The organism is Picosynechococcus sp. PCC 7117 (genome assembly GCF_001693275.1).
In the GTDB taxonomy this organism is placed as follows: Bacteria; Cyanobacteriota; Cyanobacteriia; order Cyanobacteriales; family MRBY01; genus MRBY01.
This window is the reverse complement of sequence record NZ_CP016477.1, coordinates 652,012-674,655: the sequence shown is the minus strand read 5'-3', so window position 1 is coordinate 674,655 and position 22,644 is coordinate 652,012. Positions and strand designations below refer to the sequence as shown.

At 51.3% G+C, this 22,644-nt stretch carries 20 protein-coding genes and 2 tRNA genes; 9 read left to right on the top strand and 13 right to left on the bottom strand.

What is annotated here, in order from left to right; genetic code table 11:
- Window positions 1-5 precede the first annotated feature (5 nt).
- Window positions 6-1,925, top strand: coding sequence for an ABC-F family ATP-binding cassette domain-containing protein (locus AWQ22_RS03225; RefSeq protein ID WP_065710160.1), 1,920 nt, complete (start codon window positions 6-8; stop codon window positions 1,923-1,925).
- Window positions 1,926-2,000: 75 nt separating this feature from the next.
- On the opposite strand, the gene AWQ22_RS03220 is transcribed toward AWQ22_RS03225, so the two are convergent.
- Window positions 2,001-2,087: transfer RNA gene (locus tag AWQ22_RS03220), tRNA-Ser, on the bottom strand.
- A gap of 71 nt (window positions 2,088-2,158) precedes the next feature.
- On the opposite strand from AWQ22_RS03220, the gene AWQ22_RS03215 reads away from it, so the two are divergent.
- The 7 genes from AWQ22_RS03215 to AWQ22_RS03185 all read left to right on the top strand — a co-directional run bounded on the left by AWQ22_RS03215 (window position 2,159) and on the right by AWQ22_RS03185 (window position 9,497).
- The gene (locus tag AWQ22_RS03215; RefSeq protein WP_012306254.1) at window positions 2,159-2,527 is read left to right on the top strand and encodes a 2Fe-2S iron-sulfur cluster binding domain-containing protein; all 369 of its coding nucleotides are present in this window, start codon (window positions 2,159-2,161) and stop codon (window positions 2,525-2,527) included.
- 94 nt (window positions 2,528-2,621) lie between these two features.
- Complete coding sequence (locus AWQ22_RS03210) at window positions 2,622-3,464, top strand: inositol monophosphatase family protein (RefSeq protein WP_065710159.1); 843 nt, start codon at window positions 2,622-2,624, stop codon at window positions 3,462-3,464.
- 71 nt (window positions 3,465-3,535) lie between these two features.
- On the top strand, window positions 3,536-4,468 hold the full coding sequence (locus AWQ22_RS03205) for a J domain-containing protein (protein ID WP_065710158.1): 933 nt from the start codon (window positions 3,536-3,538) through the stop codon (window positions 4,466-4,468).
- Window positions 4,469-4,502: 34 nt separating this feature from the next.
- Entirely contained in the window at window positions 4,503-5,717 is a 1,215-nt protein-coding gene (locus AWQ22_RS03200; protein ID WP_065710157.1) for an ATP phosphoribosyltransferase regulatory subunit, read from the top strand.
- Between the two features lie 47 nt (window positions 5,718-5,764).
- Window positions 5,765-6,397 (top strand): ATP phosphoribosyltransferase, encoded by a 633-nt coding sequence (gene hisG, locus AWQ22_RS03195; protein WP_012306250.1) that lies wholly within the window; start codon window positions 5,765-5,767, stop codon window positions 6,395-6,397.
- Window positions 6,398-6,533: 136 nt separating this feature from the next.
- Entirely contained in the window at window positions 6,534-7,853 is a 1,320-nt protein-coding gene (rimO, locus tag AWQ22_RS03190; protein WP_065710156.1) for a 30S ribosomal protein S12 methylthiotransferase RimO, read from the top strand.
- Window positions 7,854-8,033: 180 nt separating this feature from the next.
- The gene (locus AWQ22_RS03185; protein ID WP_012306248.1) at window positions 8,034-9,497 is read left to right on the top strand and encodes a DEAD/DEAH box helicase; all 1,464 of its coding nucleotides are present in this window, start codon (window positions 8,034-8,036) and stop codon (window positions 9,495-9,497) included.
- 156 nt (window positions 9,498-9,653) lie between these two features.
- Here AWQ22_RS03185 and AWQ22_RS03180 read toward each other — a convergent pair whose 3' ends face one another.
- From AWQ22_RS03180 to AWQ22_RS03135, 10 genes are all read right to left on the bottom strand, one after another.
- The gene (locus AWQ22_RS03180; protein WP_062432456.1) at window positions 9,654-10,040 is read right to left on the bottom strand and encodes a RidA family protein; all 387 of its coding nucleotides are present in this window, start codon (window positions 10,038-10,040) and stop codon (window positions 9,654-9,656) included.
- A 39-nt stretch (window positions 10,041-10,079) separates the two neighbouring features.
- Window positions 10,080-10,514, bottom strand: a complete 435-nt coding sequence (locus tag AWQ22_RS03175; protein WP_030005870.1) for an NUDIX hydrolase — start codon at window positions 10,512-10,514, stop codon at window positions 10,080-10,082.
- A gap of 71 nt (window positions 10,515-10,585) precedes the next feature.
- A complete protein-coding gene (locus AWQ22_RS03170; RefSeq protein WP_065710155.1) occupies window positions 10,586-12,232 on the bottom strand; it encodes a DUF3685 domain-containing protein in 1,647 nt (548 codons plus the stop codon).
- Between the two features lie 162 nt (window positions 12,233-12,394).
- Window positions 12,395-12,622 carry a DNA-directed RNA polymerase subunit omega gene (locus AWQ22_RS03165; RefSeq protein WP_012306244.1) on the bottom strand — a complete coding sequence of 76 codons (228 nt, stop codon included), beginning with the start codon at window positions 12,620-12,622 and terminating at the stop codon, window positions 12,395-12,397.
- Window positions 12,623-12,694: 72 nt separating this feature from the next.
- A complete protein-coding gene (locus AWQ22_RS03160; protein WP_065710154.1) occupies window positions 12,695-15,703 on the bottom strand; it encodes a DEAD/DEAH box helicase in 3,009 nt (1,002 codons plus the stop codon).
- A gap of 26 nt (window positions 15,704-15,729) precedes the next feature.
- A tRNA-Arg gene (locus AWQ22_RS03155) sits at window positions 15,730-15,802 on the bottom strand.
- An 81-nt stretch (window positions 15,803-15,883) separates the two neighbouring features.
- On the bottom strand, window positions 15,884-17,107 hold the full coding sequence (locus AWQ22_RS03150) for an ABC transporter permease (protein WP_065710153.1): 1,224 nt from the start codon (window positions 17,105-17,107) through the stop codon (window positions 15,884-15,886).
- Window positions 17,108-17,188: 81 nt separating this feature from the next.
- Complete coding sequence (locus AWQ22_RS03145; RefSeq protein ID WP_065710152.1) at window positions 17,189-18,637, bottom strand: bifunctional orotidine-5'-phosphate decarboxylase/orotate phosphoribosyltransferase; 1,449 nt, start codon at window positions 18,635-18,637, stop codon at window positions 17,189-17,191.
- A complete protein-coding gene (locus tag AWQ22_RS03140; protein WP_030005865.1) occupies window positions 18,628-18,915 on the bottom strand; it encodes a DUF3288 family protein in 288 nt (95 codons plus the stop codon). The genes AWQ22_RS03145 and AWQ22_RS03140 overlap by 10 nt, the downstream gene beginning before the upstream one ends.
- Before the next feature lie 71 nt (window positions 18,916-18,986).
- On the bottom strand, window positions 18,987-19,685 hold the full coding sequence (locus AWQ22_RS03135; protein ID WP_012306239.1) for a response regulator transcription factor: 699 nt from the start codon (window positions 19,683-19,685) through the stop codon (window positions 18,987-18,989).
- Window positions 19,686-19,779: 94 nt separating this feature from the next.
- On the opposite strand from AWQ22_RS03135, the gene AWQ22_RS03130 reads away from it, so the two are divergent.
- Window positions 19,780-20,193, top strand: a complete 414-nt coding sequence (locus tag AWQ22_RS03130; protein ID WP_065710151.1) for a gamma-glutamylcyclotransferase — start codon at window positions 19,780-19,782, stop codon at window positions 20,191-20,193.
- Here the strand turns inward: AWQ22_RS03130 and AWQ22_RS03125 are convergent.
- Complete coding sequence (locus tag AWQ22_RS03125) at window positions 20,190-21,332, bottom strand: 5-(carboxyamino)imidazole ribonucleotide synthase (protein ID WP_065710150.1); 1,143 nt, start codon at window positions 21,330-21,332, stop codon at window positions 20,190-20,192. The two genes, AWQ22_RS03130 and AWQ22_RS03125, sit on opposite strands and share 4 nt — an antisense overlap.
- Window positions 21,333-21,421: 89 nt before the next feature.
- Window positions 21,422-22,594 carry an iron-containing alcohol dehydrogenase family protein gene (locus AWQ22_RS03120; protein WP_065710149.1) on the bottom strand — a complete coding sequence of 391 codons (1,173 nt, stop codon included), beginning with the start codon at window positions 22,592-22,594 and terminating at the stop codon, window positions 21,422-21,424.
- Window positions 22,595-22,644: the final 50 nt, after the last annotated feature.

Here is a 22,644-nt window from a genome sequence, read left to right as displayed (position 1 = left end):
TTGATATGAGTATCATTACCCTCCAATCCATTAAAAAAGATTTCGGCATTAAAGAAATTCTCAGAGAGGCGAGCTTGAGTATTGATGATGGCGAAAAAGTCGGCTTGATTGGGGTGAATGGTGGCGGAAAATCAACCCTTTTAAAAATGATTGCAGGGATTGAATCCATTGATGGGGGACAGCGGTTAGTTCGTTCTGGGGCAAGGATTATCTATCTACCGCAACAACCAGAAATCGACCCAGAAAATACTATTTTAGATCAGATTTTTGCCAATTGCAGTGAACAAATGAAATGGGTTAAAGCCTACGAAGATTTATCCCATAAAATGGCAAAAGCTTCTGGCGATGAATTGAATAGTTTAATGGGAAAATTGTCCAGCATTACCGAAAAAATGGATGCCCTGAATGCTTGGGAAGTGGAAACCAATGCCAAGATCATTTTGAGTAAATTGGGCATTGATGATTTTGAAACAAAAGTAGGTGATTTATCCGGTGGTTATCGCAAACGAATTGCCCTTGCGGCTGCCCTCCTTTCGGAACCCGATCTACTTTTAATGGATGAGCCGACAAACCATTTAGATGCTGATTCAGTGGAATGGTTAGAGGGTTATTTAACTCAATTTTCAGGGGCATTACTATTAATCACCCACGACCGTTATTTCCTTGACAAAGTCACCAACCGCATCATCGAAATTGATCGCGGTGATCTGTATACCTACGCCGGAAATTATTCCTATTACCTAGAGAAAAAAGCCTTGGCAGAAGAGGCAGCGGTTAGCAGCCAACAGAAACATAAAGGGGTATTGCGACGGGAATTAGAATGGCTCAAACGGGGGCCGAAGGCGAGGAGTACCAAACAAAAAGCGCGCATTGATCGGATTTCTGATATGCAGAATAAAACCTTTAAGGAAGCCCAAGGAAAAGTTGAAATTGATACACCGGGGCGGCGTATTGGCAAGAAAGTTGTTGTCGTCGAAAATCTCTGTAAAAGTTTCGATGATAAAATGATCATTAAAGATTTTAGTTATGAATTTAATCCCGGCGATCGCCTCGGCATTATCGGTGGCAATGGAGCGGGCAAATCGACCTTTTTAAATCTGATTACAGGACGACTCGAACCCGATAGCGGCACAGTAGAAATCGGCAGTACGATTCATATTGGTTATTTTGACCAACATTCCGATGATTTACTTGATGAAGCCACGCAAAATCAACGGGTGATTGATTACATCAAAGATGTTGCCACCTATGTACAAACGGCGGATGGTACACAAATTACAGCGTCCCAAATGCTAGAACGATTTTTGTTCCCGCCCGATCAACAATATGCGCCGATTCATAAACTTTCTGGGGGTGAAAAACGGCGTTTATTTCTGCTAAAAGTGCTGATGGGTGCGCCGAATTTACTCATTCTTGACGAACCTACGAACGATTTAGATGTACAAACCCTTTCTATTTTGGAAGATTATCTCGAAGACTTTAATGGCTGTGTGATTATCGTTGCCCACGACCGTTATTTTCTCGACCGGACAGTGAACATGATTTTCGCCCTCGAAGGCAATGGGCTACTGAGACAATACCCCGGCAATTATTCCCTTTATTTAGACTATAAACAGGCAGAAGCCGCCCAAAACCCACCGGAAAATCCTCTCCCAAAAGAGGCGATCGCCAAACCACAAACGCCTAGCAAGCCAAAAGCCGCTCCATCCCGTCGCCTGTCAAACTACCAACGGCGTGAACTAGCACGTCTCGAAAATGAGATTATTCCTGAGCTAGAAATTCAGCGGGAAGCATTACAGACGGAACTCAGTAACCAAGTGGACTATGAGCAATTGCAGACCCTTTCCTTAAAATTAGAAGCCCTCAACCAAGACATCGAAGCGAAAACAGAACGGTGGTTAGAACTGGCAGAAATGGAGCATTAACCATTATCTTTCAAGCCATAAAAAAGCCCTAGACAACACATCTAAGGCTTTCATAAATTAGGTTCTAAATTAGAACGGAGAGAGAGGGATTCGAACCCTCGTTAGAGTTACCCCTAAACAGCATTTCCAGTGCTGCGCCTTCAACCGCTCGGCCATCTCTCCAGATGGGGCACGGTTAATGATTATACAATAACTAAAGGAAAAGGCAAATTTTTATTTTTTCTGCTGTAACCATGGCTAAAACTCACAAAATCACGATTAATTACCGGCAAATTAACGAAACCCAGACTTTTACCGTCCCAGAAGACGAATTCATCCTGCGGAGCATCGAAAAACAAGGGTTTCAGATTCCCTTCTCCTGTCGCAACGGGGCCTGCACGACCTGCGCTGTGCGGGTTTTGTCGGGGGATCTCGAACAAAAATATGCCATGGGACTTTCCCCGGATCTGCAACGCCAGGGTTACGCCCTGATGTGTGTGAGCCATGCCAAAAGTGATTTGGTGGTAGAAACCCAGGATGAGGACGAAGTGTATGAACTCCAGTTTGGGCGCAACTTCGGTAAGGGTAAGATTCGCTTTGGTCTACCCCTTGATGAAGACTAACGGCACCTAGACCCCCCACTATCAATTCCGATCCTGGGGCGATCGCCACTTTCTTGGATTTAAACTCTGCCCATCTCCTTTTATAAATATCTCTATGGCCCTTCCCTCCCTACCCGAACGCCAAACTTACCTTGACATTGCCACAGAAGCCGCCCTCAGTGCTGGCGCAATTCTCAGAAAATATTACGGTAACCTCCAGCAAATTCGGGAAAAAGCAACCCCAGGCGACCTGATCACAGAAGCGGATACCACCTCCGAAGCCGCCATTATCGAGCTGCTCCAAAGACATCTACCGGATGTGCCGATCCATGCCGAAGAAGCAGGCCAGTTAGCCACAAATCAGCCCAGTCCCTACCTCTGGATGATCGATCCCCTCGATGGCACAGTGAACTACGCCCATGGCTATCCGATGTTTTCGGTTTCCATTGCTCTGTTATATACCGGCGAACCGTTAGTCGGCGTTGTTTACAACCCCTACCGCGATGAACTCTTCCGCGCCGCCCAAGGATTAGGGGCCACCCTAAATCGCCAACCGATCCAAGTTTCAAAAACAGATCAGCTACAAAATAGTCTCCTTACCACTGGTTTTGCCTATGATCGCCGGCAAACGAAAGATAATAATTACCGTGAATTTTGTTACCTCACCCACCAAACCCAGGGGGTCAGACGGGGCGGATCGGCGGCCCTTGATCTCGTGGATGTGGCCTGCGGTCGCCTAGATGGTTACTGGGAACGGGGCATCCAACCCTGGGATATGGCGGCGGGCATCTGCATTTTGCGGGAAGCGGGCGGCCTCGTCACCAGTTATGATCAAACCCCCCTCGATATGGGCAGTGGTCGGCTCTTGGCGACGAATGGCAAAATTCATACCCCGTTGAGTGTCGCCCTCCAAGAGGCCCAAGGATGGTTTCAGAGTTATTACGCTGCGGATTCATAAAAACCATCATTAAACGGTTGTACCTTTTTTAGAATCAGTCATAATTAGGTCAATGGGACCCCCACAAACATATGTCGCTTGCCATTAACCAAGGATTATTTGCTCGAAAAATTGCCGACCATTTTGCGGTGCTCGGCTTGCCCATTGATGCGAATCCAAAAGTCGTGCGCAAAGCCTATTTACAAATTGCCCAACGGCTCCACCCGGATACCTGTACCCTAACCCAGGCTCTGGATAAACGCTTGGCCAGTGAATTTTTGTCAAAGCTCGTGAATCCGGCCTATGAAAAACTGTCTAAACCGGCTTCCTGGTCGGAATACCAAGTGATTCTGGTGCAATTGAGTCAGCAATTGAGTAATGAGACAGATAACCTTGTCCTCACTACGACGGAAGCCCAGGAACTCCTCGATACCCCAGGGAATATTTCGGTACTCTACCGGGAGAAGGTGGCAGCTTTGGCCCAGGCAAATTACCAAACGATGGCCACAGTCCCCCAGGCGATCGCCACCTTAAGCGAACTGAACCTCGTCTATCTCCAATACCTCGGCAAGGTTAAAAAAGTCGAGACAAAAGAAACCATGCCCCAATATCCTGGGGAAACCATGGCGACATCAGGCGCTACCGTCAGCCCGCCGCCGCCGAAAAATACCAGCACATCTTCCCTAGACGCAGCCCTCTGGCGGGGAGAAGAACACCTAAAAAAGAAAAACTATGCCAAGGCCGTGCTGGAATTCCGAGATGCCCTCCAGCTCGATCCCAACTGCATCAAGGCCCACGCCCTCATGGGACTGTCCTATCTGAGCCAAAACCAACTGGCAATGGCCAAGGTGCATATCAAAAAAGCTTATCTCTCCAAACCAACAGATCCCCTCGTGCGCCAAGCCAAGCAAGCCCTCGAAAAAGTGATGGGCAGCGCCCTAGAGACCCAACCAGGGGCCAAGAAAGGGAGCTCCGATAAACAAGGGGGTTTATTTGGCGGTTTGTTTGGCGGGAAAAAGAAGTAGAATAGGCGACGGCAAAGCTCAACATACGGATTTCATGATTCATCAACCCCCCGCAGGTGCCAGGGATTTATTACCCCTCGAAGTTGCTCAAAAGGCCTGGATTAATGACAATCTCCAACGGGTTTTTCAACAGTGGGGCTACCAGCGGATCGTCACCTCTACTTTGGAATGGTTGGAGACGCTCACGGCTGGCGGGGCGGTGGATCGCACAAAGGTCATTCAACTACAAACGGCAGAAAGTCAAGCTTTGGGTTTGCGCCCAGAGTTAACGGCCTCGATCGCTAGGGCGGCTGTCACCAGAATGGCCGAAAATACCTTTCCCCAACGGCTTTGTTACCGGGCCAATGTATTTCGCCATCCCCCCCGGGGCAGCCACGGCAAACAAATGGAGTTTTACCAAGCGGGAGTAGAGTTACTCTTTGCGGCAGGAATTGTGGCGGATGCAGAAATTTTATTGCTCTTGGCAGATTCCCTTGATGTCCTAGGTTTAGAAGATTGGCAGTTAATTTTAGGAGAGGCGGCCCTGGGGCGATCGCTCTTGGATCCGTTTCCTGAACCAGTAAGGGAAACAGTTCGTCATTGTGTGGCCAATTTAGACCGGGTTGGGTTGCAGGAATTGCCCCTGGATGAGGATCTCAAGGCCTATGCCCTGGACATTTTTGATCTGCGTGGCGAGCCGGAAACTGTATTGGCGCGGGTGAGTCAGTTTGATCTGGGGCCAGAGGCGCAGGAAATCGTCGCGAATCTTAAGGCTCTCTTTGCGTTATTGGCTGGGAGTACCCGGAAGCAACTGCCAATTATCTTGGATTTAACCCTAATTCAGACCTTTGATTACTACACGGGCATTGTGTTTGAGGTGGTGAATTTTGCCAATCATCAGTCTTATATCTTAGGTCAAGGCGGACGCTATGATCAGCTTCTGGGCTTGTATCATCCCCAACGGGAAAATCACCCCGGTATTGGCTTTTGCTTGAATATTGAAGAACTACACACCTGTCTGTTGGCAAGTCCCCAACTGCCCAAACAACTCGCTGGCAGTGCTTGGCTGGTGATTGCGACGGAACCCAATGCCCAGCAGCAGGTATTTCACTATGCCCAAACCCTCCGCCAAGGGGATGAAATGGTGCGCGTCGAAGTGGAACTGGGAGGGCGATCGCCTGCCGAAATTTATGCCTATGCCCGCAGCAGCCACATTACCCACCTCGCCTGGATTGACCCCAGTGGCGAACCCAAACTCGAAACCCTCTAACTTAAATTCTTTTTCCTCAAGATTTTTGAATCACTGCTAACGAAAAAATGCTTACCATTGCCATTCCCAAAGGTGGACTCCTCCCAGAGGCGATCGCCCTCCTCCAACAAGTCGGGTTAGACTTTAGCGCCTTCCTCGATAAAAAAAATCGCCAACTGCAAATCACCGATCCCACTGGCACTGCCCGGGCGATGCTCGTGCGCACCCATGACGTTCCCGTCTATGTCGAATATGGCCAGGCCCAACTGGGCTTTGCGGGTTACGATGTCCTCCGGGAGAAAAAACCCGATGTCGCGAATCTGTTAGACTTAGGATTCGGTGGTTGTCGCCTCTCCGTTGCCGTCCCCAAGGCCAGCCCCTACAAAAATCCCCGGCAACTCCCCCCCAACTGCCGTGTAGCCTCCAAATTTGTCAACTGCGCCAAAGACTACTTCCGCGATCTCGATCTCCCCATCGAAGTCATTCCCCTCCACGGCTCCGTCGAACTCGGCCCCATTACCGGCATGTCCGAGGCGATCGTTGACCTCGTCTCCACTGGAAATACCCTCAGGGAAAATAACCTCGAAGAAGTTGAAGTGCTCTTCCATAGCACCGTTCGCCTCATTGCCCACCCCACCAGCTACCGCGCCAACCGTCACAATATGCTCGATTGGGTGCAAAAATTGGAGCAAATCCTCTAAATCTTTGGGCAAACGGTAACAAGGTTTGCTGACAAATTCCTAAAAAATATTTCAGCATCGCCCCAAGATCCGTTACAATGCATTAAGAAATCGTTCCTAGATCTTGACCTGAACTCCGTTCTTTACTAGAAACTGCATGACCACAAAACCGACAATCGCCATTTCCCATCTTGGTTGTGAAAAAAACCGCATCGATTCCGAACATATGATTGGGCTATTGGTAAATGCTGGTTATGAGGTTGACGCAAACGAAGAACTGGCCGATTACGTCATCGTCAACACCTGTAGCTTCATCGAAGATGCCCGCGCCGAATCTGTGCGTACCCTAGTGGAGTTGGCAGAGGCAAACAAGAAAATTGTCATTTCCGGTTGCATGGCGCAACATTTCCAAGAGCAGCTTTTAGAAGAATTGCCTGAAGCCGTCGCCCTCGTAGGCACTGGGGATTATCACAAAATTGTTGACGTGATTCAACGCACCGAACAGGGCGAGATTGTAAAGGAAGTTTCCCAAGAAATCACCTATATCGCCGACGAAACTGTGCCCCGCTACCGCACTACCAACGAAGCGGTGGCTTATCTCCGGGTGGCGGAAGGCTGTGATTACCGCTGTGCCTTTTGCATCATCCCCCACCTTAGAGGGGATCAGCGATCGCGCCCCATTGAGTCCATCGTGGCCGAAGCCAAACAACTGGCTGACCAAGGTGTCCAGGAAATTATTCTGATTTCCCAGATCACCACCAACTACGGCAAAGATATCTACGGCAAACCCAAATTGGCAGAACTCCTCAGAGCCTTGGGTGAAGTCGATGTCCCTTGGATCCGCATCCACTATGCCTATCCGACGGGGTTGACCCCTGAGGTGATCGCGGCGATGCGTGATACCCCCAACGTTATTCCCTATCTGGATCTCCCGCTACAACATTCCCATCCAGATATTCTTCGGGCGATGAATCGTCCTTGGCAAGGTCGCGTCAATGATCGAATCATTGAAGACCTGAAAGAGGCGTTACCCGATGCAATTTTGCGCACCACCTTTATCGTGGGTTTCCCCGGCGAGACGGAAGAACACTTCCAGCACCTCGTGGATTTTGTGAAACGTCACGAGTTTGATCATGTGGGTGTGTTTACTTTCTCGGCTGAGGAAGGAACCCCTGCCATTGATTTACCGAACCAACTACCGCAATCTGTCAAAGATAGCCGTCGGGATGCTCTGATGGAAATTCAACAACCGATTGCTGCCCGCCGCAATGAACTTTGTGTCGGACAAACGGTGGATGTGCTGATCGAACAGGAAAACCCAGCGACTGGTGAATTAATCGGGCGATCGCCTAGATTTGCCCCAGACGTTGACGGACTGGTATATGTCACCGGAGAAGCCTCCCTCGGCAGTATTGTCCCTGTTCAAATTACCGCTGCGGATATTTATGACCTCTACGGCACCATCGTTGAAGCATAACTAGACCGTCCAGCCACACCCCCGGCATTGTCCAGACTGCCAAGAAGCATCCAATCGGTTTTATTTCAAAGAACCCAGTTTGGGAAAAGGGTTGGGGGAGGGATTGCCCTTAGATAAGACGCATTCCCAATTTTTGTCAAACCTTAGCAAAAACCCATCCATAAACCTTACAACTTTTTTATGACCACTTCTTTTCAAACCATCGGCTTATCCGACGCCCGCGTTGACCTGTTAGAAAATATTGGCTTCGAGAAGCCCACCGAAATTCAAAGTAAAGCGATCCCCGCAATCCTCGAAGGACGGGACGTGGTGGGACTATCCCAAACAGGTACGGGAAAAACCGCCGCCTACTCCCTGCCTTTCCTTGAAAAAATTGACCTGGAACAAAAGACCGTCCAAGGTTTGATCCTCACTCCCACCCGTGAACTGGCGGTGCAGGTGACCCAGTCCCTCAAGGAATTCGCCGTGGATCGTCGTCTCTGGGTGCTCACCGTCTGCGGTGGTCAATCCATGGAACGGCAAATTCGCAGCCTGCAAAAGGGCGTCCACATTGTTGTGGGCACGCCGGGCCGGGTCATCGATCTCCTCGAACGGGGTAAGTTGTCCTTTGAAGAACTCCGTTGGGCGGTGCTTGACGAAGCCGATGAAATGCTCAGTATGGGCTTCATTGATGATGTGAAAAAGATTTTGCGTCAGTCCCCCAAAACTCGCCAAACGGTTTGTTTCTCGGCGACCATGCCCCCCGCAATCCGGGATCTGGTGGAAAATTTCCTCAATGACCCGATCAACATCACGATCAAACAGCCCCAGGTTACGCCTGACCGCATTGCCCAAGAGGTCTACATGATTCCGCGCGGTTGGTCAAAAACTAAAGCCCTCCTGCCCATCTTGGAAATGGCAAACCCAGAGTCGGCGATTATCTTCGTGCGCACGAAACGGACGGCTTCGGAGTTGACCAATGAGTTGGTTGAAGCGGGCCAAAGTGCCGATGAGTACCACGGCGACCTCAACCAAAACCAACGGGAAAAACTGGTACGTCGCTTTAAGGATGGCAAGATCAAGATGATTGTCGCCACGGATATTGCGGCGCGGGGTCTGGACGTGGAAAACCTCAGCCACGTGATTAACTTTGATTTACCGGATAATACGGAAAGTTATATCCACCGGATCGGTCGGACGGGCCGAGCTGGTAAAACGGGTACTGCGATCGCCCTCGTCGAACCCAGCGATCGCCGGTTGTTGCGTCAAATTGAACGGCGCGTCAAACAGTCCCTCAAAGTTTCGACCATTCCGAGCCGCACTGAAGTAGAAGCCCAACGGGTCACCCGCCTGGAAACCCAAGTACGGGAAGCCTTGGCTGGAGAACGGATGGCCTCTTTCTTACCGATTGTGAAGCGTTTGGGTGATGAGTATGATCCCCAGGCGATCGCCGCGGCGGTATTGCAAATGATGTACGACAATAATTCCCCCGAATGGCTCAACGAAGATTGGGAAGTACCGGAAGTCAACACCAAGACAGGTCTCCCCAAGCCGACGAAAAAAGGTGGCCGCAGCGGACGTCGTTCTAACTACAAAGGGAGTGGCGGTGGCTACAAAGGCGATCGCTCCCGGGGACGCCGTTCCTACAGTTCCAACCATTCCTAAAAATGTGATATCGCTGACTCCCCAGGTGAGCCAACTCACTAAATCTAGGGGAATGCGACAAGCATTATAGAAATAAAAAAGAGCCTCCATTTCCGATGAGAAGTGGAGGTTTTTCTTTGGGTAAGGCTTTATAAAAATGCAGCTTTAGTTGTGTGTTTAAAGCACGGCAATACATTCAATTTCGACGAGGACATCCTTCGGCAGACGCGCCACCTCAACACAAGCGCGGGCCGGAGCAGTGGCTTCATCAAAGTAGGTGGCATACACAGCATTAACCGCCGCAAAATCATTCATATCCTTGAGAAAAACGCCCGTTTTCACAACATTTTCCCAGGTGGCACCAGCTTCTTGTAATACCGCCGCTAAATTTGCCATGACTTGTTTCGTTTGGGCTTGGACATCCCCCTCAATAATTTGGCCCGTGGCGGGATCAAGGGCAATTTGGCCAGAACAAAATAACATCTTGCCTGAAGCGGCGATCGCCTGGTTATAGGGGCCAACGGGGGCAGGGGCATGATTAGTTTGAATAACTTGTTTTTCCATCACTAAATTCTTAAAACCGTTAAAAAATTGCAGATCACGTTAAGCACCCAGACGGGGACGCATCCCGTGGTGGCGGTAAGACCAATAATCCTGCAAAATGCGCCCATGATCAAAACATAAATTTTGCGGAACTTCCCACGGCTGAAAAATGCCGACTGTTTTGGCGTCATCTGCCGCTTTGGGGTCTCCCGTTGCCGTAGCGATAAAGACCACACTAATGGTGTGTTGGCGCGGATCACGGGCAGGGTCGGAGTACACACCCAATTGCTCAACTAATTGCACCTCTAGGGAAATCTCCTCTAAAGCTTCCCGTTTGGCGGCTGTCTCTACTGTTTCGCCATAATCCACAAAGCCCCCTGGAATTGCCCAGCCAAAGGGTTCATGTTTGCGTTCAATCAAAATAATTGGTCGATGGGGGCGATCACAGAGTTCAACAATGATATCGACGGTGGGAGCGGGATTACGGTAAGCCATGGCAGAGAAAGGCAATTGCAATCAGGATCATAGCAGTTTCTCTGAAGCCAGTTTGCAGACTTATTGTCTTCTTAGGAATTTTTCCGGGCCATGTTCGCTAGCTCAATTTGGCGCGCCCGGAGATGTTGCCAACTGCTGCCAGCTCCTTCGACGATGCCCCTAGCGATTAACCCAAGGGCTCGGCCAATCACATTGGTCAGCACGTAAACTAAAATTTCACCGAGCCAGGCCACGAGAGCGCGAATCCGGGGGGCAAGGGCATCCCTCAGTTCCAGGAGAATCGTCACCAGCCAGGGAATCCCCTCAAGGTTGGCGAGTTCTGCGGATCGGGGCTGGTAAACGGCCGTTTGCACGATGCCGACTGGACTAACGCTCAAAAATTGATGTTGACTTTCAAAAATGGCCTTCGGTTCTAACCAATATTTGCGCAGGCGATAGGCCCACGATAGATCATTGCGAAAACGGGCAATGTTGCGGGAAGAGCGCAGTTTTGGCTGGTAAATTTCTGCCTTGAGTAATTCTGGTTCCGGTAAGGTATTCAAGATAAATTGCAGGATATCGTTACCGACGGTGATCAACAAATTTTCTAAAATGAGTTGGCTGCGTCGTAGGGCTTCCCTGGCCTCAAGGCGATAGGTGACATTATCAATCTTGAGGGGCTGGTCTTGCAGGAGATAGGCGAATAAGTCATCGCTTTGGGGTAGTCTTTGGTTTAGGTCTGGGGCATTGGCGATCGCCACCCGATTGAGCAACTCCAAAAAGCCCTCGGCCTGATTATCGGCAGTGAGGTGGTAGCGGCCAATAAATTCCTGGGCACTAAATTTCCAGAGGTTGCGAATGCTGCGTTGATGTTGGGCTTGGAAGGCTTCGGGATCTAAATTTTTCCACTGGGGATCATTAAAAATAAAATTGAGTTGTTGCAGAATGATGTAGAGCAGTTCCCGTCGTTTTTCTGGGGTGACAATCTCTAGTTCTAGGCTACTGCCAGTGGCATTTTTCAGGGAGCCATTGAGCTTCACAAAGGTCTTGTCGAGGAGGGTTTGCCAGCGGCTATTGGTCGTCGTGATCTCTACGGGCGAGGCAATGGCGATCGCCCCGGCGGGAGGCGTTTGGGGCTGGGCAGGAGGAACTGTACTGAGGAAAATGGCACTTTGGGGCAGACAATGGCGCAGGAGCCAGGCTGCTGTTTTGAGTTCCCGTTGTTGTCCAGCGAAAACCGCACGGTACAGGGGCGGGAGGTTCTCTTGGGCGAGGTAGGTTTCGACGCGATCTAGGGCTGTGTAAATCTGGTTAAGGCCCCGGCGACGCATCCCAGCGAATAAATTTTGGTTAATGCCCTGGGGACGTTGGGACCAAACTTTACCACCAGCGGCGATGGTACTCAGCTCCGGGACGAGATCGGCGATCGCCAAGCCTTTCGGGAAATAACCCGCCAGTCCATCCCGTTTTGCCTGTAAGATCCGCTCCGAATCCAGTTGTGCCGTACAGAGAACCAGGGGCGTCGTCGGGTAAAGAAGTTGCAGTTCGCGGTATCGACGCCAATGACGATCCCCCTGCCAGGCGGGATCACAGAGAATTAGATCCAAATCCTTGCGGGGGGATGCTGCCAAAATGGTGCTGAAATTTTCTGCGGCGATCGCCCAATCCGTTTCCTGGGCTAAAGCGGTACAAAAGCCTAGACGAAAAATGGGATCATCATCTACCAACAGCAGTTTCATGGGAAGCTTACGAATGTCTTACACTGAGTTACCAATGCTCCCAGTGTACTGGTTGACGCCTGTAATACATCGCTCCCCACAAACTTCTTGCGGAATTTTTTACCTAGGGGCCACCTGTTAACCCCTTCAGGACGACGAAACTAGATGAGCACGGGGTTTGAATTATTCCCCAATAATTTCAGGCTGGGTCAGTTCATCGGACATCTCAATAATGGCGCGGATCGGCGGCTTCATTAGCGGATCTTCAACGGCATCAAATTCTTCGTAACGGCGGCGCTTAGCCCGCTGAGCCACCTGCACAGTAATGCGGTAACGATTGGATGCGGCCTGCATGAGATCTTCAGCCCGGTGCATAATTTCTGCAGAATCGAAGGAGCTACGTTTTTGCATACGAGGTGGTAATAAATCTGTGGGTTGGGTGTTCAGGCTTTCCATTATAACGGTGCGGGGGAGTTCGCCTGGTTATTCTTCCATGAGGCGATCGCGCTCTAGGAGCAGTAAATCTCGCAGTTGATTCGTATCCAGTTCCGTGAGCCAATTTTCTCCCGTATCAACGGTTTGTTCAGCCAGTTCTTTTTTGCTGGCGATCATGGCACTAATCTTTTCTTCGAGGGTGCCGGTACTGACGAATTTATGCACCTGGACATTTTGCTTCTGGCCAATGCGGAAGGCGCGGTCGGTGGCCTGGTCTTCTACCGCCGGATTCCACCAGCGATCGACGTGGAACACATGGTTGGCGCGGGTTAAATTCAACCCGGTACCCCCTGCTTTGAGGGACAGGATGAAAATGGGGGGGCCATTGGGATCATTTTGGAAGCGATCGCACATCTGTTGACGGGCCTCCCGTCGGGTCGCGCCATAGAGAAAAAGAACATCCTGGCCGAGGCGTTCCTGGAGGTAGGGTTGGAGCAGTTTCCCCCACTCGGAAAATTGGGTGAAAATCAAAGCGCGATCGCCTTCGGAGATTAATTCTTCGAGCATTTCTTCAAGGCGGAGTAGCTTGCCGGAACGGGGGGCGAAATTTTTGCCGAGTTTGGGTTTGCTCTGGAGCAGTACAGGGTGATTACAAAGCTGTTTGAGCCGTAGCAGCAGGGTGAGAATTAAGCCGCGCCGTTGGATGCCGTCGGTGTTTTCGATTTCCGCGAGGGATTCATCCACCAGTTTTTGGTAGAGGTTGGCTTGGTCTTTCGAGAGACTACAAAAGACTTCCATTTCCTGTTTTTCGGGCAGGTCTTGGATAATTGTCTTGTCGGTCTTGAGGCGACGCAGGATAAAGGGTTGGGTCAGCTTACGGAGGCTCTGGAGGGTTTGGCGATCGCCATATTTTTCGATGGGAATCGCAAAGCGCCGTTGGAAAAATTGTTGCGTACCAAGGAAATTGGGATTGAGAAAATCAAGGATTGACCAGAGTTCCTTGAGGCGATTTTCCACAGGGGTTCCCGTGAGGGCAATGCGAAAACCACTGTCGAGGGCGCGCACCGCTTGGGACTGTTTCGCCTGGGGATTCTTGATATTTTGGGCTTCGTCGAGGATCATGCCTTGCCAAGACACCGTTGCTAAATCTTTTTGATCCCGAAAAACCAAGGAATAGCTGGTGAGAATCACATTATATTTTTGGGCCGTGCTCGCAAAGGTTTTTCCTTTGGCGCGGCGATCGCCATGGTGAATCAAGGTTTTTAAGTTAGGGGCAAACTTGTGAAGTTCTCGTTCCCAGTTACTGACCACGGAGGTGGGACAGACCAATAGCACCGGCTGGGTTAGTTTTTTGTTTTCCTGGAGGGTTAATAAAAAGGCGATCGCCTGAATCGTTTTCCCTAGGCCCATATCGTCGGCGAGACAAGCCCCCAAGCCCCATTTTTGTAAAAAGCTCAACCAGCTCATCCCCTTGTGCTGGTAGGGCCGGAGCGTACCTTGCAGAGAGTCAGGCGGCTCAATTAGCTTCAGGGCTTCATTATTCGCCAGATGATCGAGGAGTTCCCGTAACGCCCCCGACGCCTCAAAGCCAACCACAGGCAACTTCGCAAACACCTGGCCCGGTTCTGCCCCCAGGCGGAGGGCATCCTCTACCCGCAGCGGCTGCTCACTCATTTTCGTTTGGTAAATTTCCTGGGCGGCCCGCACATCGGTGGGTTGGAGCGCTAGCCATTGACCATTCACTTCTACCAAAGGCGATCGCCGCGCGAGGAGATCCTGAAATTCCCGTTCTGTGAGAGTCGTTTCGCCAACGGCCACCTCTAGTTTGTACTGCAATAGACTCTGAAGATTTAAGCGACTTTCATCTTTGACCTGGGCAGAAATTTTAATGCCAAGGCGCACTTCATTACTCCCAGCCTCTAAACCTGCTGGCAGGATGACCCCCAGGCCCTTATCGCGCAGTTGCCAGGCCACCGAACGGATAAACTCATAGGCTTGGATTGCATCAAGGGGACAACCACAGGGCTGCGGCCCCCCTAAACTTTCACCAATGGACTCGTACAACCGGGACGCAATGCCTAGACCCTTTAATAAAATTTCCTGGGGTTGACTGGGATCTTGCCAAACGCGATCCGCCGTGACAATATTTTCTGCATTTCCCAAGGCCTGCAAACCATATTGCAATTGCCAACTGTTTTGGTCTGCGGTGGGGGGTAGCAGTTGAAAGCAGGCACGAAATAGGGGCTGATTCAGGGCAAAATCCGGCGGATTTACCAAATATTCCCGCACGGGAAACGTCCAATTTTCGTAGGCATGGCCCAGTTGACGGGGCAGATCTTCAAAGGTGGCCTTGGCTTTGGAAAGGCGATCGCACCAGGGAAACACCACAGAGGTTTTCGGAAAATTTTGTAGGGGCTTGGCATGGGGACGCACCTGGGCATCGATCATCGCCGTGAGAAAACTCAATGACACCTGGGCTGGCGTTTGACCGACCGCACAAATGCCTGGCATCTGTTGCAAAAACTGGGCAAACCGCTGTTGTTCTGTGACGCTATCTAACAAAGGTACCCACGTCGCCAGGGCTTCTCCCGTTGGGAGGAGGGTCACATGGGGCAGAAATTTACGCCGCACAACTAAATCAAGGCTCCAGCGGCACACCTGCCACCAAAACCGGAGATCCCCCGCGAGGGCGTCATCGGTGAGGGGTAATGTTTGAATAATATTCGTGGCTTGGCGGGCGTTTAGGGCGAGGCCCATAATTTGCCAGTCGGCCCAATCGAGCTGATCGGGAATCTGGGGTTGATTAGACAAGAGTGGGATCGAGGGTTTGGTCTTGGTGCCTTTGGTACTGGGTAGAGAAAGCGTCGTTTCTAACCACTGGGCATTTTCCGGCACCGTCACCCCATAGGCCTGGAGTTGGGTTTCGAGGCTTTGGCGATCGCCCCCAAAAGGATAAGCGGGCGGGCTGACTGCGGACTCACTGCGCCAGACCTCACTCCACAGAAAAAAGTAGGATTGCTGTGCCTGAAAAATCCAAGTGCCGTGTACCAGTGCCATAGACGATATGTATTTGTCGAGAAAAACGGACGCAGCAGGATTCGAACCTGCGACCGACCGCTTAGAAGGCGGTTGCTCTATCCACTGAGCTATGCGTCCAAGGGTTTTGGGCTAATAAAGTATAGCAGATTGAAGTTTGGCTGTAGACCCCGATCTATCTCCATTGCCGGGGATAAAATTCTACTCGCTGCGGAGGGCAACAATCGGGTCTAAACGGGCCGCTTGCCGCGCCGGAAACACCCCAAAAAATAAGCCAATTCCCCCAGAAACACCTACCGCCATCACAATCGCTGTTACAGAAATAGGGGCCGCCAGGGGGGTCAAGACATTGGCGAGAAATACGCCCCCCAAGCCTAGACCTGTCCCAAAGATCCCACCAATCCCTGCCAGGATCACCGATTCAATCAGGAACTGATACAAAACGTCGTTTTCTGTGGCACCAAGGGCTTTACGGAGACCAATTTCTTTTGTCCGCTCGGTAACAGACACCAACATAATATTCATGATGCCAATCCCACCAACGAGGAGAGAAATACCGGCGATCGCCGCCAACATTGTGGTTAAAGCCCCGGTAATTGTATTCGCCACGTCCAATAAATCCTGTTGACTTTGGACGCTAAAATCATCCTCATCGACGATCTTATGGCGGAGCCGCAATAGATTTTCGATCTGAAAGGTCATCGCCCTGACTCGGTCTTCACTTTCACCGGAGACGGAAATAAAGGTTAACTCCGTGCCATAGGGAGACGTGCGTCCCACCACCTGGTTCGACATTGTGGTGAGGGGCATATAAACGGCGTTGTCCTGGTTTGTGCCAAAGGAAGCCCCCTTTTCTTCGAGAACACCAATCACATCGAAGGTAAGATTTTTGACCCGGAGTTTTTGGCCCACCGGCTCGATATTAGGGAAAAGCTCCGTGGCAATCTCAGACCCAATCACGGCGACGCGCTTGTTGCGTTCCACATCACTGTCGGTCACAAACCGGCCTTGGGCTAGGGTAAATTCGCGTACATCAATGAATTCGGGGGTAATCCCCAAGAGCAAAGAATCTTTATTAATCCCCCGAAATGTCACTAAACCACGACTATTAATCTGGGGCGCCACCGCCGCCACATTCGGCACCTGTTCGGCGATCGCCTGGGCATCTTCCCAAACGAGGGTCTTGGGTAAATCAATGGTGGTGCGTTGGGCCGCCCGGGAGCCGGGAATGATAAACAAAACATTGGAACCGAGGGATTCAAACTGCTCTGTGGCTAATTTTTGGGCACCTTGGCCTAAACCGACCATGGCAATCACGGACGCATTACCGATGATGATGCCGAGCATCGTTAAACCACTGCGCATTTTGTTGGTGCGGAGGGTGGCGATCGCCATTTGTAAATGCTCAAACAGATGTAATCCCATGGGGCCGTCGTCGATAAAGGTGCTTCTTCTCTACTGTACGCAAAAGACCCAAGCCCTGGCAGAATTTTGTCCGAAAAAAGCTCAATGGCTCACGAGGCAATCATACTGACTCTGGTTAATGCGACCCGCTTGGAAAAGGGTTTCGGTGATTTCAGAAATGGTTAAAATGGCGTGGGCTTGATATCCCTGGGCCTGGAGCCGATCCTTAACGCCCGCTTCGTGGTCAATGAGAACCACCATCTCCTTCACGGTAAGGCCCGCCGACTCCAGTTTTTTCGCCCCCTCAACGATACTTTTGCCCGTAATTAGCACGTCATCGACGACCAGAATCGTTTCCCCTGGCTCAAAATGGCCCTCAATCACCCGCCTCGTCCCGTGGGCCTTGACTTCCTTACGGGGGAAAATCATCGGGTAATTTAATTTCAGAGCCAACCCCGTTGCCGTGGGGAGCGAACCATAGGGAATCCCGGCGATACGGTCAAATTTCAGGTTTTTGGCGATCGCCCCGTAGGCATTGAGCACCTGGTTAAAAACCTGGGGGTTAGAAATAATTTTGCGCAGATCAATGTAATAGGAAAACGTCGCTCCGGAGGCCTGGACATATTCCCCAAAGAGCAGACAGCCCAGGTCAAACAACTGCACGATCAACTCCGCCTGGGGGTGCGCTGCGGGAAAATTTGTCGGTACCTGGAGCAAATCACACCGGGCGTTGCTGGGGGTATAACGCTGGCGAATGTCTTCAATCTTTTGCCGTAGCTGGGCGACGGGTTGCCGACAATCGGTTTGGCTGAGGTCATCGTTAGGAATGGGAATTAAGAGGCCAGACCCATTGGAATTTAAGCCCTGGTGAATGATTTCTTCGAGGTTTTCGCTCCGTTGCCAGATACTGCGGGCAAGGATCCACCGTTCCGGAGCAATGGCACGTACTTGGCGAAAAACCGCCGGGCGATCGCCCCCAATTTCTAGGAAAAGTTGTTCGGGGGTGCCCCACTGTTTAATTTCTTGGATCAGGTGCAGATAAAAAGGCCGTTGCGGGTCGGGGTAATTTTGCAGGGGAAAGGCACCGGGGTTAGAGGTGCGGCATTGCAAGAAAACGCCTTTGTCGGGATAGAGCAAAAAAGGGGCAACGTGGTCTTGGCCCGGGTAGGCGCTGAGGGTGACTGCATCCACTTGCCACGCCTCAAAAATCGCCTGGGCGAAAAGGCTGCTGGTGTTGAGATCGGCGTGTTTCGCATCGAGAATAATGGGGATATCAGGCGGAATATGGGCTAAAACCGTTTCTAACAGTTGCAACCCCGGCACCCCTAAGGCTTGATAAAAACCGAGGGTCGGCTTGTAGGCACAGACGAGATCCTGGGTCTGGTCAATGATCCCCAAAAGCCACGTTTTCAGGTTCTGAATTAAATCTCCGGTGCGTAAAGCATCCGGCAGCATTTCCGGGTTCGGATCGAGGCCCGCCACGAGGAGGGTCTTTTGGGCGGCGATCGCCCCGGTGAGTTTTTCGGTGAAAGTTGCGGGTGCTAGCTCCAATCCTGTTGCTCCTCGCCATGGCGTAGATGTTTGTAGGCCCGCCCGGCCGCATGGATTTCCCTTGTTTTGGCGAATAAAGCTTCCTCTGTCAGTCCCCACTGTTGGAACAGCAATTTCAAATCCTGCTGAATTTCCCTTGCCCCAGGGAAGCCGTCATAGCGCAGATGGAGCCGTGCCAATTCCACCAGGGCATTTTCTGTGGGTTCTCCCTTGAGGAGACTATCCACAATCAGGCGATCGCGGTTGGCTTGGGGATGGACTTGATCTTGTTGGGGCATCGGCGCGAATGGAACTAACAGTGCAAAAAGGGCTAAATCATGGCGCAAGACTGAAGGAATGTCTTCGTCAACTATTGCGTTAAGCCGTGCTTGAGGGCGTAGCGTACCAATTCTGTCCGGCTATTGGTTCCCGTTTTGCTAAATAGGCGACTAACATACTTTTCAACATTGCGGACGCTGGTTTCGAGCTCCTTGGCAATTTCTTTATTCATCAGTCCCTGGGCCACGAGATCGAGGACACTTTGCTCCCTAGGGGTCAGGTCAATTTTTAAAGGCGGTGGGGTGGTGACCAGTTGATTTTGCTGGCCGAGGAATTGCTTAATCTCCCGGAGATCCTGGGCGATGCCTTCGAGATTGCTGCCGCCACCATCTTGTTGTTCGGCGATCGCCGCCTCCCGGGTCAGGAGATTTTTGACAATCGCTTCGAGTTCTTCGGGTTCAAAGGGTTTCGGTAAATAGGCATCACAGCCCGCTTGGTAGCCTTGGATGCGATCGCCAGTCATGCCACGGGCCGTTAGAAAAATTACCGGAAGCGTTTTAAAGCGCGGATCTTCGCGCAGTTGCCCCAAAAACTGATAGCCATCCACCTGGGGCATCATAATGTCAGAAATGACTAAATCCGGTGTAAACGTTTGCAAAACATCCCAGGCTTTTGTGGCATTCTCAGCGGTGGTGACGGTTAGGGCTTCATCATCTTCTAAATAGGCTTGAACCGCCTCCCGGACGCCCGGTTCATCATCGACAAGCAAAATATTGTAGCGTTTATCCATCGCCCATTTTCCCCTTACGAAAGCGCATGATCTTGCCCCTGATTATAGCTTTTCACGGTTTCGTCCTCTGTTGTTCTTTGTCGGAAATCACACCATGCTCAAGGTTTTCGTGTATGGCACCCTCCAGCCAGGAGAAGCAAATTTTCCCCGCTACTGTGCCCCCTATCACCCCCACATTGAGAAGGCTTTCATCCCAGGGAAGCTTTATCAGTTACCGGTGGGTTATCCGGCCCTCACCCCAGAGCCTGGCTGGGTAGAGGGTTGTCTGTTGCGATTCAGGGATCCCAATGTTTTAGGGAAACTAGATGTCCTTGAAGATTATCAACCGGGGCGATCGCCAAGCCTCAATGAATATCAACGGCGTCAAGCGCCTGTTTACACGGAGACAAAAACGATCCTGACGGAGGCTTGGGTCTATGGGATGACCCCAGAAAAGGTTGCCCAACTGGGAGGGACGCCTTTCTCTGGTTCCCGCTGGACGGCTAACCAAAACTTCTCGAACTTCTAGGTGGGGCTAGAGTCACCATACCAAATGGCTTCAATTTGCTGGGCGATCGCCGCCAATGTTTCTCGGTCATTCGTCTCACTTAAAACTGTGACATGACCCAGTTTGCGGCCTGGGCTGGCGCTGGTTTTGTCGTACCAGTGGACATGGCTATGGGGAAACTGGGTCAACATCTGCCGTTTGTGGGCATAGTTCCCCGTACTGTGCTCAAACCCTAGTAAATTAACCATTACCGCCCCAGGGGTGATCATCTTGGGGTTCCCTAAAGGCAGATCGGCGATCGCCTGGAGTTGCATTGCAAACTGCGAAGTCTGACAAGCATCCAAACTAAAATGGCCGGAATTGTGGGTGCGGGGGGCGATTTCATTCACCAACACCTGTCCTTCGGAAGTGAGAAACAACTCAATCCCCATAATGCCCACCAGATTTAACCCTTCAGCTAAGGTGCGGGCAATCTTTTCAACCTGACTCACCACATCTTGGGAAACCGCCGCAGGGGCCAGCACCCAACGACACACTTGATCAATCTGTTGGGTTTCCACCGTCGGAAAGGTGCGAATTTCTCCCCGGCGGTTGCGGGTCACCATCACCGCTAATTCCTGCTCAAAGGGCACAAACGCTTCTAAAAGTAAGGGAATATCAGCCAAATCCGTTGGTAAAGTCTGTAACGCCGCAGCATCTTTCACGATAAATGTCCCTTTGCCGTCATAACCATGGCGACGGGCCTTCACGACCAGTGGAAATTCCCAACCAGAGGGTAGCGGTTCCCCCAGTTGCCAAGGGACAAAGGTCGGCACCGGAATGCCGAACCGTTGACAACAGCGCCGTTGATCATATTTATCCAAGAGGGCAGCGAGGAAAGGCAGAGAAGGGAAGAATTTTGCCCCCCGTTTAACGAGGGTATCGAGGGCTTCGAGATCAACAAATTCATTTTCAAAGGTGACCACATGGCAGTTTTCCACCAGCTTGGCCGTAGACTCTAGATCGTCGATCGCCCCAATGATCACTTGATCGGCATTAGAAACCGCCGGATCACTGGCGTTGGGTGTTTGTACCCACAGTTCCATGCCGAGGCTCCGGGCTTCTGCTCCCATCATCCAGGCGAGTTGTCCGCCGCCAATGACACCCACTTTATGTTTCATGCTCTTGTTTTGCCGTTTTTATATGGATTGCCCGTGCCCCATTAAACCCTAGGAGGGCTGCCGGATGTCAATTGTCTAGATCCGCGAGCCTAAGCCTGAGCTTTAGTTGCCTCTGGGGCAGACTGGGTCTCAGAGGCGTTACTCTCTCTAGTTGCTTCTGTGGAAACCATCGCCGCCATTAACTGGTCTGGGTTGACGGTAAAGGGTAAACGGTGGATGTCTGACTGAGGCTGACAGGTGATCTCTGCCACCTGGCGCAGCTCGGCCAAGGTCATTGTATTTAGACCGAGATCAGCGAGGCTCTTTGGTAAGCCAATATCGCGGTAAAACTGGAGGAGCTGTTGGCGGGCGGTCTCAGCCAGTTGACTTTTTTGGCAAATTTCTTCGAGGCGGAGTTGCACCAAAATGCCGTAGGCAACTTTTTCACCATGCAAAATGCCATGGGCGGCGGACAGATGGGTTAACCCATTGTGAACCGCGTGGGCGGCCACGGTGCGACAGTTGGCCCCTCCCAAGCCACCGATCACGCCAGCGAGGAGAACCGTTGCATCAACGACTTCCTGCCATTCGGGACTGTGGACATCGGCGATCGCCTGGGAGGATTTTTGAAAGAGGAGATCCCGGAGAATCCGCGCTTCTTGGACGGCGGCAATGGTGAGGGTCTGGGGGGAATGGCCACTGCTGACGGAGGCTTCATACCATTTGGCGATCGCATCCCCAATCCCGGCAATGAGAGTCCGTTGCGGCGCAGTGCGTACCAAGTCATAGTCCAGAATCAACAGATTCGGGCATTGCTCCAAGGCCACATCATATTGAAAGGCCCCTTGATCAGAATAAATATTCGACAGAGCTGTCCAAGCAGCACAGGTGGCCGCCGAGGTGGGCACGGTCACAATGGGACAACATTGTTGGTGGGCAAGGAGTTTGGCCGTATCTAGGGCCTTGCCGCCGCCGATGCCGATGACAAAATCTGCTTTGTGGGCTTTGAATTTTTTGTTGAGTTCCTTGAGGGACGCTTCGGAACAGTCAGGACTGTAGCTGCCACTGGCGAGATCGAGTTTTTCTTGCTCGGCTAGGGTTTGGAGCGGATCTGCCAATTTTTCAAGGCTCTGCTGCCCTCCCACCACAAAAGGACGTTTTCCCCACCGGGCGATCGCCGCACCAGCTTGGGCCAGGGCGTTATTTCCCTTGAGCACTTGGGCCGGCGCAATCAGCACTTGCATGGGAATAGTTTGGGTTTGGGTAGCAGCAGGCTTTTTCATGGGTATTGGTAGCGAAGAAATGGCGACGAAACGGTTGAGAAAAACTTCCC

Excerpts from the sequence above, each read along its gene's own strand:
- AWQ22_RS03225 (WP_065710160.1), top strand. The coding sequence starts at position 6 with ATGAGTATCATTACCCTCCAATCCATTAAAAAAGATTTCGGCATTAAA.
- AWQ22_RS03215 (WP_012306254.1), top strand. The coding sequence starts at position 2,159 with ATGGCTAAAACTCACAAAATCACGATTAATTACCGGCAAATTAACGAA.
- AWQ22_RS03210 (WP_065710159.1), top strand. The coding sequence starts at position 2,622 with ATGGCCCTTCCCTCCCTACCCGAACGCCAAACTTACCTTGACATTGCC.
- AWQ22_RS03205 (WP_065710158.1), top strand. The coding sequence starts at position 3,536 with ATGTCGCTTGCCATTAACCAAGGATTATTTGCTCGAAAAATTGCCGAC.
- AWQ22_RS03200 (WP_065710157.1), top strand. The coding sequence starts at position 4,503 with ATGATTCATCAACCCCCCGCAGGTGCCAGGGATTTATTACCCCTCGAA.
- hisG (WP_012306250.1), top strand. The coding sequence starts at position 5,765 with ATGCTTACCATTGCCATTCCCAAAGGTGGACTCCTCCCAGAGGCGATC.
- rimO (WP_065710156.1), top strand. The coding sequence starts at position 6,534 with ATGACCACAAAACCGACAATCGCCATTTCCCATCTTGGTTGTGAAAAA.
- AWQ22_RS03185 (WP_012306248.1), top strand. The coding sequence starts at position 8,034 with ATGACCACTTCTTTTCAAACCATCGGCTTATCCGACGCCCGCGTTGAC.
- AWQ22_RS03180 (WP_062432456.1), bottom strand. The coding sequence starts at position 10,040 with ATGGAAAAACAAGTTATTCAAACTAATCATGCCCCTGCCCCCGTTGGC.
- AWQ22_RS03175 (WP_030005870.1), bottom strand. The coding sequence starts at position 10,514 with ATGGCTTACCGTAATCCCGCTCCCACCGTCGATATCATTGTTGAACTC.
- AWQ22_RS03170 (WP_065710155.1), bottom strand. The coding sequence starts at position 12,232 with ATGAAACTGCTGTTGGTAGATGATGATCCCATTTTTCGTCTAGGCTTT.
- AWQ22_RS03165 (WP_012306244.1), bottom strand. The coding sequence starts at position 12,622 with ATGCAAAAACGTAGCTCCTTCGATTCTGCAGAAATTATGCACCGGGCT.
- AWQ22_RS03160 (WP_065710154.1), bottom strand. The coding sequence starts at position 15,703 with ATGGCACTGGTACACGGCACTTGGATTTTTCAGGCACAGCAATCCTAC.
- AWQ22_RS03150 (WP_065710153.1), bottom strand. The coding sequence starts at position 17,107 with ATGGGATTACATCTGTTTGAGCATTTACAAATGGCGATCGCCACCCTC.
- AWQ22_RS03140 (WP_030005865.1), bottom strand. The coding sequence starts at position 18,915 with ATGCCCCAACAAGATCAAGTCCATCCCCAAGCCAACCGCGATCGCCTG.
- AWQ22_RS03135 (WP_012306239.1), bottom strand. The coding sequence starts at position 19,685 with ATGGATAAACGCTACAATATTTTGCTTGTCGATGATGAACCGGGCGTC.
- AWQ22_RS03130 (WP_065710151.1), top strand. The coding sequence starts at position 19,780 with ATGCTCAAGGTTTTCGTGTATGGCACCCTCCAGCCAGGAGAAGCAAAT.
- AWQ22_RS03125 (WP_065710150.1), bottom strand. The coding sequence starts at position 21,332 with ATGAAACATAAAGTGGGTGTCATTGGCGGCGGACAACTCGCCTGGATG.
- AWQ22_RS03120 (WP_065710149.1), bottom strand. The coding sequence starts at position 22,594 with ATGAAAAAGCCTGCTGCTACCCAAACCCAAACTATTCCCATGCAAGTG.